This is a genomic window from Prevotella fusca JCM 17724 (assembly GCF_001262015.1).
GTDB classification, from domain to species: Bacteria; Bacteroidota; Bacteroidia; order Bacteroidales; family Bacteroidaceae; genus Prevotella; species Prevotella fusca.
Map to the genome: position 1 here is coordinate 627,969 of NZ_CP012075.1, position 11,915 is coordinate 639,883.

General features: G+C 43.9%; 12 protein-coding genes and 2 pseudogenes. 9 read left to right on the forward strand and 5 right to left on the reverse strand.

Annotated features, from left to right (window positions below):
* The 6 genes from ADJ77_RS09830 to ADJ77_RS14385 all read left to right on the forward strand — a co-directional run bounded on the left by ADJ77_RS09830 (window position 1) and on the right by ADJ77_RS14385 (window position 5,814).
* Window positions 1-477 (forward strand): SMI1/KNR4 family protein, encoded by a 477-nt coding sequence (locus ADJ77_RS09830; protein ID WP_244148588.1) that lies wholly within the window; start codon window positions 1-3, stop codon window positions 475-477.
* Entirely contained in the window at window positions 404-1,096 is a 693-nt protein-coding gene (locus ADJ77_RS13485) for an RHS repeat-associated core domain-containing protein (protein WP_082224163.1), read from the forward strand. The genes ADJ77_RS09830 and ADJ77_RS13485 overlap by 74 nt, the downstream gene beginning before the upstream one ends.
* Before the next feature lie 49 nt (window positions 1,097-1,145).
* Window positions 1,146-1,565 carry an NTF2 fold immunity protein gene (locus ADJ77_RS09840; RefSeq protein ID WP_050696358.1) on the forward strand — a complete coding sequence of 140 codons (420 nt, stop codon included), beginning with the start codon at window positions 1,146-1,148 and terminating at the stop codon, window positions 1,563-1,565.
* 222 nt (window positions 1,566-1,787) lie between these two features.
* A complete protein-coding gene (locus tag ADJ77_RS09845; RefSeq protein ID WP_082224164.1) occupies window positions 1,788-3,977 on the forward strand; it encodes an RHS repeat-associated core domain-containing protein in 2,190 nt (729 codons plus the stop codon).
* 1 nt (window position 3,978) lies between these two features.
* Window positions 3,979-4,326 (forward strand): hypothetical protein, encoded by a 348-nt coding sequence (locus ADJ77_RS09850; RefSeq protein ID WP_050696526.1) that lies wholly within the window; start codon window positions 3,979-3,981, stop codon window positions 4,324-4,326.
* 231 nt (window positions 4,327-4,557) lie between these two features.
* Window positions 4,558-5,814, forward strand: a complete 1,257-nt coding sequence (locus ADJ77_RS14385; RefSeq protein ID WP_050696359.1) for an RHS repeat domain-containing protein — start codon at window positions 4,558-4,560, stop codon at window positions 5,812-5,814.
* A 1-nt stretch (window position 5,815) separates the two neighbouring features.
* Here ADJ77_RS14385 and ADJ77_RS09860 read toward each other — a convergent pair whose 3' ends face one another.
* Both ADJ77_RS09860 and ADJ77_RS14505 read right to left on the reverse strand, forming a co-directional pair.
* Entirely contained in the window at window positions 5,816-6,745 is a 930-nt protein-coding gene (locus ADJ77_RS09860) for an ISL3 family transposase (RefSeq protein WP_167336715.1), read from the reverse strand.
* Complete coding sequence (locus ADJ77_RS14505; protein ID WP_081784473.1) at window positions 6,694-6,825, reverse strand: hypothetical protein; 132 nt, start codon at window positions 6,823-6,825, stop codon at window positions 6,694-6,696. Before ADJ77_RS14505 ends, ADJ77_RS09860 begins: the two co-directional genes overlap by 52 nt.
* Window positions 6,826-6,849: 24 nt before the next feature.
* On the opposite strand from ADJ77_RS14505, the gene ADJ77_RS13495 reads away from it, so the two are divergent.
* Window positions 6,850-7,080: a hypothetical protein gene (locus ADJ77_RS13495; RefSeq protein WP_082224165.1), complete on the forward strand. Its 231-nt coding sequence runs from the start codon at window positions 6,850-6,852 to the stop codon at window positions 7,078-7,080.
* Window positions 7,081-7,493: 413 nt separating this feature from the next.
* On the opposite strand, the pseudogene ADJ77_RS09870 reads toward ADJ77_RS13495, so the two are convergent.
* Window positions 7,494-7,913, reverse strand: a pseudogene (locus ADJ77_RS09870) (IS1380 family transposase); the annotation flags it as partial.
* Between the two features lie 125 nt (window positions 7,914-8,038).
* On the opposite strand from ADJ77_RS09870, the pseudogene ADJ77_RS09875 reads away from it, so the two are divergent.
* Window positions 8,039-8,743 (forward strand): annotated as a pseudogene (locus tag ADJ77_RS09875) (IS66 family transposase); the annotation flags it as partial.
* A gap of 167 nt (window positions 8,744-8,910) precedes the next feature.
* Here the strand turns inward: ADJ77_RS09875 and imm40 are convergent.
* The gene (gene imm40 / locus ADJ77_RS09880) at window positions 8,911-9,264 is read right to left on the reverse strand and encodes an Imm40 family immunity protein (protein WP_025079250.1); all 354 of its coding nucleotides are present in this window, start codon (window positions 9,262-9,264) and stop codon (window positions 8,911-8,913) included.
* Window positions 9,265-9,475: 211 nt separating this feature from the next.
* A complete protein-coding gene (locus tag ADJ77_RS09885) occupies window positions 9,476-11,221 on the reverse strand; it encodes a phospho-sugar mutase (protein ID WP_025079249.1) in 1,746 nt (581 codons plus the stop codon).
* Window positions 11,222-11,409: 188 nt separating this feature from the next.
* Here ADJ77_RS09885 and ADJ77_RS09890 point away from each other — a divergent pair, with 188 nt between their 5' ends.
* The gene (locus ADJ77_RS09890; RefSeq protein ID WP_025079248.1) at window positions 11,410-11,760 is read left to right on the forward strand and encodes a DUF4491 family protein; all 351 of its coding nucleotides are present in this window, start codon (window positions 11,410-11,412) and stop codon (window positions 11,758-11,760) included.
* Window positions 11,761-11,915: the final 155 nt, after the last annotated feature.

The following is an 11,915-nucleotide window of genomic DNA, read 5'->3' on the forward strand; positions in this document are numbered from 1 at the left end:
ATGGAACAAAGAAAGGTAGTACTTCGGAAATTGGATAAGCTACCCTTATTAGACAAGTTCTACCTTTCCTTCGTCTCAAAATACGAAGGCATAGAGATTACACCTGACATTGAAGTGTTTGGATATGAGAAAGCGTTATGCGAAAATCGCTATTTGGCAGCTAATTATGGCAATATAAGTGAAAAAGTTTGGCTAGTTGGCACTTCTGGACAAGGCGATGAATGGTTTATAAACAGGGAAAACAACTTTGTGTTATTCTATGATCATAATCAAGGGGAATATTCTAACATTAGCCAGTTTACATGTTTAAACATTTCATTTTGCAATTTTCTACAAATGGCTTTTTTATACCAAGACTTAGAAGAATTGTTGGACAAACAAGGACCTGTAGATAAGACTCTGATTGATAATTTTATTAAAGAGGTTAATTCCATACACCCTGATCTATACACGACCTACCCTTATAAGTATTTCTGATTTTATAGAGAAGGAGCAGGAGCTTGACATCTTCGGCAGGAAGAGCAGCAATAACTCCTCCTTCATTCCGTTTAAGTATCAGGGGCAGTATGAGGATGTTGAGACGGGGCCGTATTACAACCGCTTCCGCTACTATGAGCCGAATACAGGAACCTATATCAGTCAGGACCCGATAGGATTGGCTGGAAATAATCCCACGTTGTATGGATACGTAAACGATATTAATACACATTTGGATGTTTTAGGACTCACTATAATTCCTACAGTTACAAGGGGTGCAAACAAGGAAGTATTAACAGCGGAAGCGACAATTAAAAGATCAGATTTAGGTACAGGATCAAATACAAACGCTGCATCAAGGAAATATGCAAGAAGTCTTGGTAATGTAGATGATGATGCTGGTCACATGATAGGAAAACAGCTTGGAGGTTCAGGTGGAAAGAGAAATGTTTTTCCACAAGACTTTCATGTGAATAGAGGTGAGTTTGCACAGTTTGAAGGACGTGTTGTCGATTTCGTTGACTTACATGGGCAAGCTGACATTCAAATAAAATTCCAGTATAAAAACGGTGGAACACGCCCAACAAAAATAACTTATACTGCAAACTGCACCAGATAAAAGTAGAATTAAGAAAACGTTTAAAAATACTCATTAATGTAAATTAATTATGGACAAGATTGAAATTGCTAAAAACAGACTTTCCAATTTCATTAAAGCAATGAATTCGTGGGAAAAAGAATGTAATAAGATTGAAGAGGAAGATATTGACGAAACAGAGCAGTTTAGGTTACAAAAACAAATGCTTACTGATATCTTTTCAGAATATTGCACAGAAAGAAAAAGGCAAAATGGACGTCCTAACACTATATCGTATGGGGCAGAAGGCTCATTTGAGTATGACCCTGAAGAAGAGAGAATAATTAATACAAATGAGTGTGAAAATAAGGTGTTAATTACCACGAAAAGAGAGAAGCCTATGCAAGAAGAGTTTATTTACACTTTGCTATGGAAAGGGGGAAACTGGTTATTGGATTCCAAAAAAAGATATTCCAGATGGAAAAACAAGTGGGAGGTCGTCTCATTGTAAATCTCCACTCTTCAAATCATCCAATAATAAGTTGCATTTGACAAAATCAAGAATTTCTTTAAAATGGTAATGTAACAGAACAGATTCTAAACACTGAATTTTATACGCAAGTTCAACAGCCGGCAGGAACTCCGGCAGCTAGTATTCCCGAATGGCATTCACCGTACATGGGATTATGATGAGCGTGAAAGACTTGTCAAGGCAACGGATGTCAAGGGCAACGTGACTTCCTATGGCTATGATGATGCAGACAATCTGATACGCCTGCAGGAACCGGATGGCAATGTGCACGAGTTCTCCTATGATACCTCGGGCAACCTTGTCATGGCTTCCGACCGGCTGCGCAAGGTGGAGTTCGAGTACGGACCGCTGGGAACGCTCATCGGCAGGCGACAGTTCGACCATCATGTGCGTTTCCGTTATGACGGTGAGCTGCAGCTGCATGAGATCATCAACGAGGGCGGCGAACGCTATTCCTTCCGTCTTGACGGACTCGGTCGTGTCGTGGAGGAGACGGGCTTTGACGGACTGCAGCGTAAGTACCTTCGTGATGGTGCCGGCAGGGTAATACGGGTTGTCCGCCCCGGAGGCAGGCAGACTGAATATGAGTATGACGGTGTGGGAAATATCCTGCAGGAAACACATCATGACGGTCGGACAAGCCGCTTTGCCTATGACGGGGACGGACAGCTGCTGCGCGCTGAGAACAAGGAGATGAAAGTAGCCTTCAAGCACGACACAGGGGGGCGGATAGTGAAGGAGACACAGGGCGAACACAGTATCATGCGCAAGTATGAGCGCACAGGACGACACGTGCATACTGAGAGCAGTCTTGGGGCAAGCATTGACTATGCCCACGACAGGGATGGCAACCTCAGCGGGATGAACAGCGGAGGATGGTCAGCCAGATGGCAGCGTGACAGGGTAGGCCTGGAGACGGAGCGTGAACTTACAGGCGGAGTGCATGTAAGGACGCATCATGACAGCCTTGGACGTGAGACCTACAAGTCGGTGGGTGCACGCAATGTCGAGCAGTTCCGCCGCAGCTATACCTGGGGCATCGGCAACCGTCTTCATGCAACCGAGGACGGTCTTACGGGTCGCCGGGTCCGCTATGACTACGACGAGTTCGACGATCTTCTTTCCGCCGAGTACAGGCAGGGGAATGACGTGGAGCGTATCTACCGTATTCCTGACCGTATCGGCAACCTCTTTGAGACACGTGAGAAGGATGACCGTAAGTATGGCACGGGCAGCAGGCTGGCGGAAGACCGTGACTACTTCTATCACTATGACTGTGAGGGCAACCTCGTGTTCAAGGAGTTCAGGACGCTGGACTGGGCTGGTGTGGCCGTTCCGCTTGGCGGACAGAAAGCGCACCTGGAGGAGGAGCTCGGCATAACCTTCCGTGCCTTTGGTGCAGGCTGGCGTTATGACTGGCAGAGTGACGGTATGCTGTCGAGGGTCGTCCGTCCTGACGGCAAGGAAGTGTCATTCGCATACGATGCGCTGGGCAGGCGGACCGAGAAGACCTATGAGGGTGTGACCACTCACTTCGTGTGGGACGGCAATGTTCCGCTGCACGAGTGGCAGGAAGTTGCTTCTGATGCCGGAAAGGCAGATGTCACCACCTGGCTCTTTGAGCAGAACACGTTTATTCCAGCTGCCAAGCTCGCTGCCAACGGCGAGAGCTTCTCCATCGTGTCTGATTACCTCGGCACTCCCCTGCAGGCATTTGACAATAACGGCAACAAGGTATGGGAGCAGGAGCTTGACATCTTCGGCAGAAAGAGGACGGGCAACAATAATTCCTCCTTCATTCCGTTTAAATATCAGGGTCAGTATGAGGATGTTGAGACGGAGCTGTACTACAACCGCTTCCGCTACTATGATTCGAGTACGGGTAATTATATCAGCCAGGACCCGATAGGATTGGCGGGTGGTAATCCGACATTATATGGCTATGTTTTTAATTCTAATATAGAGCTAGATATTTTAGGGCTCATAATTGTTTATAGGGCACTAAACGGAAAACAGGAAGAACAGGCATTAAATAATACATCCATTCAGCCAAAGAACAGCTCTGCTAATTACTCCATCCAAGAGCATATAGATAATGGAAACTTAGAAACGCAATATATCTCTACGACAAAACGACAAGAAATAGCAGAACGCTATGCGAGTCCAAACCCTAAAAGAGGGAAGACAGAGTCAAGTACTATTATAGAAATTGACACAGACAAATTAAACCCAAAGAAAGTATGTGATGTTTCTAATGGGATTAATCCAGAAACAGGAGTCCCTCTTAATAATCCAGTAAGAAAGTGGGCAAGGAAAGACTCAGAAGTTCTTATTCATGGAGATATTCCTAATGACGCATATAAAATTCATAAAAAAGGAGGAAATCATTAGAATGGAAGAGACGTGTTATCTAAAAGAGATTGAAAGAATAAAATCTATATTAGAAGATTATTATAACAAAGACTTTAATTCAGAAGAGGAGGATTTTCGTGTAAACAAGTTCAACAAAGAACTAATAGAGAAACTGATCGTTAATGTAAAACATGATGATACAATGGCTGTTTCCAACAAAAGCTCTCTAATCAAGGAAGCACTTGTGCTCTTAGCAAAGAATACCGGGTGCGCAGAGGACGAGGTGATTTCTGAAGAAATACTAAATCGATTGTTGCTTACACAAACAATCGTACAGCAGGACATTGAATTTTATTCTAATCTAAAATCAACTAGAAGATGGATCTAATTTTATAGCAGTCCAATATTTAACAGCATACTTTCCTATGCGGGTTCTTTTAAATAGATAATATCGTATTGTACTAGAAGAAATAAGCCACCTGATAAAATAAGTATTGTATGCTTATGGTATTACAACCGGCTTCACGTAACCGAGGACGGTCTTACGGGTCGCCGGGTCCGCTATGACTATGATGAGTTCGACAATCTTCTTTCCGCCGAGTACAGGCAGGGGAATGACGTGGAGCGTATCTACCGTATTCCTGACCGTATCGGCAACCTCTTTGAGACACGTGAGAAGGATGACCGTAAGTATGGCACGGGCAGCAGGCTGGCGGAAGACCGTGACTACTTCTATCACTATGACTGCGAGGGCAACCTCGTGTTCAAGGAGTTCAGGACGCTGGACTGGACCGGTGTGTCCGTTCCGCTTGGCGGACAGAAGGCGCACCTGGAGGAGGAGCTCGGCATAACCTTCCGTGCCTTTGGTGCAGGCTGGCGTTATGACTGGCAGAGTGACGGTATGCTGTCGAGGGTCGTCCGTCCTGACGGCAAGGAAGTGTCATTCGCATACGATGCGCTGGGCAGGCGGACCGAGAAAACCTATGAGGGTGTCACTACTCACTTCGTGTGGGACGGCAATGTTCCGCTGCACGAGTGGCAGGAAATTGCTGCTGATGCCGGAAAGGCTGATGTCACCACCTGGCTCTTTGAGCAGAACACGTTTATTCCTGCTGCCAAGCTCGCTGCCAACGGCGAGAGCTTCTCCATCGTGTCAGATTACCTCGGCACTCCCCTGCAGGCATTTGACAATAACGGCAACAAGGTATGGGAGCAGGAGCTTGACATCTTCGGCAGGAAGAGGACGGCCAACAATAAATCCTCCTTCATTCCGTTTAAGTACCAGGGTCAGTATGAGGACATTGAGACGGGGCTGTACTACAACCGCTTCCGCTATTATGAACCGAATACTGGAACCTATATCAGCCAGGACCCGATAGGATTGGTGGGCGGAAATCCGACACTATATGCGTATGTTGGAAGTCCTAACAACTGGTATGATATATTTGGCTTACGACCATTCGGGCATGCTGTGGGAGATATTGGTGAGAAAGCTGTAATTAATGACCTTAAAAAGAACGGTTATGAGATTATAGACGTAAAGTACGGCTCTAACAACGGTATTGATGTGCTTGCCAAGAGTCCAAGTACAGGGAAATATGATGCTTTTGAGGTGAAGTCTTCGACAGTAGGCAAATATAATCTTTCTGAAGCTCAAATGGATCCTGAAAACTTTGTTAAGACACGAGTGAATAATGCTGTAGCAAATGGCAAAATTAATAAGAGAACTCGCAGGGATATCATGACTAATTTAGGGGATAGAAAAGTAGCCTATGTGGGTATAAAGCGTGGTGAAAAAGGGAAATTGTATGCAGATTCCATCAGGTATGAGAATTGGGATACAGAAGCAAAAAGGGTTCTGCTGGATTTAGTGTGAATTAACTTATGTCTAGCCCACCGTAGAAAAATAGAATAGCAATCCTGTATCTCTCGGCAGTTCCATATCCTCTGTCGATGGTCTTTATCTCTTGAATGGAGCCGTTGGTTCTTTCGGCTTTGCCGTTATTTGCACCTGTGACCATGGCTCTGACAATGCCTTTAAGGTGTCTCTTGAACATGAAGACCACCCCGTTGATTTCCTCTATGTTGTACCGCAATGCATCATCCATCCGGCGCAGCAACATTCCGTAAGCTTCCATGTCACCATGGTACTTGAGATGTAGGAGGTCACGAAAGAGTTCTTTGACTTTCCAAGCCTGCGAAACCTCATATTCCGCATCTTCAAGCTTGTTGAAACGAGCCTGGTCGTTGGTGGTATATTTGGACTGGTCCTTTAACCACAAATATTTGGTGTGTCTCAGTTCCGGGAAGTGCCTGACCTCACGTTTGCGAACTTTGTCAACGGCGTCGTTCAGATAGGTGACACAGTGGTACATGTCGTGGCAGTGGCTGGCGTTAGGGAAGTACTTCTTCGCTCCGTCAATGAAGGCGTCCCACATGTCCGTGCATACGGTCTTCACACCTGCTCTTTGCTCTTCAGTGAAAGCCTTGGTGCACAGATTCTCAACACTTTTCCTGGTGCGCCCGCCCTCTACTTCGATGACATTTCCTGTATCTCCGTCATAGAGCATACTCACATACTCATGCCCCCGTCGGATTGACTTCTCATCCATACAGACATGCTCATGGATGTGCCTGTCGTCACGCCGATTCAATCCCCGTTCAACAGCTCGTTGCATCACTCCATGTACTTGGTCAAAGGACAGGCGAAGAAGACGTGCAGTCTTTGTCTGATTCTTGGTGGACAGTAATGTTTCTACCGTTTTTTTTCCATCAACCAAGACAGCCGGGAGTTCGGCATTGCCCACGGAACGGGGACGCTCTTGATTCCGTCTCCATCCCGGTATCGGGGGACTCGGGCTTCAAGAATCGTCTTGTACTGCCACATGTCCAAGTGCCTCCAACTCCGTTCGTGACGGAAGTCAAATATAGGGAATTCCTTCCCATCAACATGGATGGTGTCATGGCGATATTTGAAATGCGTAGATTGGAAACAGAACCAAAGGCTTATACACCTGTATGGTATGACTATCCAAAATCAGACGGTCTCACAAAAAAGGATAAAGTGCAAGATAAGAATGCAGAAAAGGCAAATACTTACTATGCCCTTCCGTCTTCTACAAACAACTTATTCCCATACTAACCGCTATTTGTAAACTATTTTCATGCAACCCAAAACCAATACATGGTCTCTTGGCTTTGAAAAGACGCCCAATTGACTTGCAATAGACACCCTTTTGAGGTCTAACTAACGCCCTTTTGAAGTCCAATTAAGCACCTTTTCTTACATGACCCTATAACTAACGGATTTTCTGCAGGTTGCAAACTTGCTTTTTATGCGTGTTATTGCCTTTATCTGTAGGTATTTTATCCGAAATTATGTCATGATTTTTCAATCTGCTGCCTGCTGTTTCAAAGTATTGGTATGAAAAGGTTTTCTGCATCGGAGGATGATAATAAAGTAGGTAGCCAAGACAGTCTCTTGACTATGTTTTATTTAATGAACAACTCCAGTTCTTCCGTTAAAGCTATACGAAAAGTGTCCACACATTTAACGGAAGAACCCTTTATAAGCCCCATTCTCCGTATCATCCGTAAAAGTAAGGTATTCAGCTTCTCTGCAGTGTTGAACCTGTAAGACCTGCCAGAGGTTTCGCTCTTATAGACAATATTCTCTTCGGCAAGCTCCTTCAGTCCGCGCCCCACGGTGTCGGCACAGGGTAACAGCGTAGCAGGTCTCTGCCTGAACTGTCCTGTAAGCGCATTGATGTCCTCAAGACAATCCCCACCGCAAAGGCAGCTGAAGAAGAGAGAGCCCAGAATGCTTCCATGGCTGAATGCCTTGCCGCTGCATCCGCATCTGCCCAACACGGATTCGGTAAGTTTTTCAAAGCCCAACTTTGAAAAAACGTCCATGATGTGATAAATTCCTCCGAAGGAAGTGATATTCTCGTTTTTAATTGCTACCTTTGTCATGTCAGATTTTTGCTTGCTTGTTATGTTTGTTGCACTAAGATAGGTGAAAATTCTGACATATCCAAGTGTTTTGAGGACTTTGTTTCTCTGGCACTTGGATTTCTCACAAGAAATAATGCTGCGGAATTAAGGAGATTAAAGAATATATCAAGTCATCAGCAGTAGTTGGTTTCGATGAGAGTGGCTTGTACTGTAACAAAAGACTCGATTGGGCATGGATTGCACAGACTATTTATTACACATTGCTTTTCCGTGCTAATGGAAGAGGGTCGAAGGTATTAGCAGACAAATTTGGCGATAGCCTGGAACGAATGACTGCCGTTACCGACCGCCATAGCGCATACTTTGCACTCCGTTTCCTCAATCATCAGGTATGTCTTGCCCACTTGCTTCGCGAATTGCAATATCTTTCAGAGTTGAACACCGAGCAGGAGTGGTCCGGGAAAGTAACCAGTCTGTTCCGTGAAGCCATTCACGAGCGGAACGCCAATCCGAACGACGTCATAGACAAGGTGTCATGGATTGAACGTTTAGACAATCTGCTCAAACAGAATATAGAGGGGCTTGGTAAAAAGTTCATTACGTTCAAAAAAGGCCTGGTCAAATGCAGGGACTACATTTTCAGTTTCCTTGAAAATCCGATGATACCCTCTGACAATAATGGAAGCGAACGGGGAATACGCAAGCTGAAAATCAAACTGAAGAACTCCTGTACATTTCGTTCCGACTTCGGAGCAGACGCTTTTCTTGAACTTCATTCGATTGTAGAAACAGCTAAGAAACACGACAAAACTCCATATAATGCGATTCAAGCCTTATTTAAGGTTTGATAAATTGATATGCACTGTATATATTTGGTTATCGCTGAATAGTTACCACCACACAGAATGATATTTCTCAACTCTGCGTTCAGATTCTACTTTAACTTTCATTCCGCAACTGTGCCTGAACCAACTTATCAACCAAAAACTGCATTGCCTTTTCGAAATGTATTCGATTATTCTAATTGGTCTTCTATGACAAAGGAAAATAAGGTCCTATCACAAGAATGATTTTTGTAAGTCTTTATGTAAGATTCAGATTTATTACAACTGTTTTGCACATAATTGTAATATGACTCACTTGGAGTTCTATCATAATACCAAGTGTCATCTAAGCCCTTTATTGTAGAATCATTCCAACTATATACATCACCACCTAAGATTGGAATCGATAAAAGTTTGCATAGTTGCACTATTTTAAGTGCTTCATGGTCTGGAAAAGCATAACCTTCAATACCTAAATGCTTCAAGGAATAATATTCGGAAATATCATTATCTTGAATAATTGAAATTATATCATTCTTTTTCATTTAAAGGAACTAAATAATCTATGCCTTGAAAGGCTAAAATATCAAATAGCGTAGCCCACTAAAAGAGACTAAAAGCTATCCAAAGATTTATATATAAAAAGGCGTAGAACACAAAAAACAGGAATTCCACAAAAAAAACATTATAGAAACTCCTGTTTTAATTTATAATATCAAGCCCTCTCAAATATTATCAAAGGCTAAGAACAGACAATTACAAACCCAGGCTCTTCTTGATAGCCTCAATCTTTGCACCTACACGCTGCTCGCAAGCAGGGAAATCAGAAGCTGAGTTCATTGTATCCTTAATCTCAAGATAGAACTTAATCTTTGGCTCAGTACCTGATGGGCGTACACTCACCTTAGTTCCATCTGTGCAGAACCACTGGAGAACATTGCTTGTATCAGGCATATCCATCTTCTCCTTAGAGCCGTCAGCCTTTGTAATCTCGAGGCTCTGGAAGTCCTTACAAAAGTCGATGACACTACCGCCAAGCTCCTTCGGAGGATTAGAACGGAAGTTCTTCATCATCTGCTGAATCTCGTCAGCACCACTCTTACCCGGACGTTCAACGTTGATGGTGAATTCATGGCTATAGCCATACTCCATATAGATATCCATAAGAATATCATACAATGTCTTGCCATGATCCTTTGCGTATGCACAAATCTCAGCCAATAAAGAACAAGCACTAACAGCATCCTTATCACGAACAAAGTCTTCCGCAAGGAAACCATAGCTTTCCTCACCACCACCAATATACTGCTGTTTGCCCTCTGAGATTGCAATCTCACGTGCAATCCACTTGAAACCAGTGTAGCAATCTCGCATCTCTACGTTCTGCTTCTCAGCAATCTTACGGATAACCTCTGTTGTTACGATGGTCTTCACGATGAAGTCTGTTGGCTTCATCGTGCCTACAGCCTGACGATTGGTGATGATATACCACAGGAAAAGCAGACAAGTCTGGTTACCGTTAATCAGTACCCACTCGCCATCGCTGTTCTTGCAAGCCATACCTACACGGTCAGCATCAGGATCGGAAGCCATCAGAATATCAGCGTCAAGTGCCTTTGCGTCACGTAGACCGAGTGTCAAAGCCTCTGCTATCTCCGGATTCGGACGGTCAACGGTCGGGAAGTTACCATCCTTTACCATCTGCTCCTTCACGCAATGAACATTGTCAAAGCCCCACAACTCTAATGAGCGTGGAATCATTACGCGACCTGCACCGTGCAAAGGAGTATAGACAATCTTCAAATCGTGCTGGTTCTTAATTACCTGCGGGTCTATACTGATGGTCTTTACCTGCTCAAGGTAAGCCTTGTCTATATCCTCACCGATAATCTCAATCAGTTCCTTGTTTCCCTCAAACTTGACATCCTCAACCTTAACCTTGTTTACTTCGTCGATAATGCCCTTGTCATGTGGTGCAAGTACCTGTGCACCATCATCCCAGTAAGCCTTATAACCGTTATACTCACGTGGGTTATGACTTGCTGTGATGTTCACACCAGCCTGTGCCTTCAAGTAGCGTACTGCAAATGAACACTCTGGAGTAGGACGGAGGTCCTCGAAGAGGTACACCTTAATGCCATTAGCAGAGAAGATGTTTGCAACAGTCTCAGCAAAGAGACGTGAATTGTTACGGCAGTCGTGGCAAACAACAACGCTGATTTGCTCCTTATCCTTGAAGTTAATCTTCAGATAATTGGCAAACCCCTGAGTAGCCATACCAACGGTATAGATATTCATGCGGTTAGAGCCTGCACCCATAATACCACGGAGTCCACCTGTTCCGAACTCTAAATCTTTATAGAAACTTTCAATAAGGTCTGCTTTATCCTCATTGTTAATCATAGCCTCAACGGCTGAACGGGTCTCTTCATCGAAAGCAGGAGACAACCACTGTCTTGCTTTTCCTTCGCATTGTGCGATAAGTGTCTGATTATTGTCCATAATTTAAGTTTTTCTTATTTAATACTTGTATCTGCAAATGTAATCAATTATTCTGAGAAACTCACTTCCAAGTAGAGATTTTTTTGTATTTTTGCACCTACTTAAACCAGAAATTTTGCAGAAAGCAATATGCTCTGGAGTTTTTCCCTCAATATTGAATTAGATTTAATCTTAAAACTTAGACAGAAATGGAACTGAATTTTGAAGGCATCCTTCTCGCTGTAGGTACGTTCTTGATTATCGGACTTTGTCATCCGTTAGTAATAAAAACAGAGTATTATTTCGGTACAAGACCTTGGTGGGTATGGCTTGTTTCCGGCATTGCATGCTGTGTTGCAGCCTTGTTTGTACAGAGTATTTTCTGGTCGGCTCTTCTCGGTGTCCTCGGTGCTTCATTACTTTGGGGGATTGGAGAGCTCTTCTCACAAGAGAAACGGGTGCTCAAAGGTTGGTTCCCTATGAATCCTAAACGCAAGGAGTATTACAAGAAACTTGGCAAAAATGAGCATTCGTGCCCTACCTGCAAGGATAAGAATTAGTAACATTCAAGTTATAGAGTGACCTATCGGTTGGTAAAATACAAGTTTACCAACTATCCAGTCAACCCTAATAGGACTGTAACAAGACACTTGGATTCCATCCATAATCAACATAAGAAATACACTTACTCAAAGAGGGTGTGTCAAAATGTACA

Bases quoted from the DNA above. Each gene is read 5' to 3' on its own strand.
- ADJ77_RS09830 (WP_244148588.1), top strand. From the start codon at position 1: ATGGAACAAAGAAAGGTAGTACTTCGGAAATTGGATAAGCTACCCTTA.
- ADJ77_RS09840 (WP_050696358.1), top strand. From the start codon at position 1,146: ATGGACAAGATTGAAATTGCTAAAAACAGACTTTCCAATTTCATTAAA.
- ADJ77_RS09850 (WP_050696526.1), top strand. From the start codon at position 3,979: ATGGAAGAGACGTGTTATCTAAAAGAGATTGAAAGAATAAAATCTATA.
- ADJ77_RS14505 (WP_081784473.1), bottom strand. From the start codon at position 6,825: ATGTGGCAGTACAAGACGATTCTTGAAGCCCGAGTCCCCCGATACCGG.
- imm40 (WP_025079250.1), bottom strand. From the start codon at position 9,264: ATGAAAAAGAATGATATAATTTCAATTATTCAAGATAATGATATTTCC.
- ADJ77_RS09885 (WP_025079249.1), bottom strand. From the start codon at position 11,221: ATGGACAATAATCAGACACTTATCGCACAATGCGAAGGAAAAGCAAGA.
- ADJ77_RS09890 (WP_025079248.1), top strand. From the start codon at position 11,410: ATGGAACTGAATTTTGAAGGCATCCTTCTCGCTGTAGGTACGTTCTTG.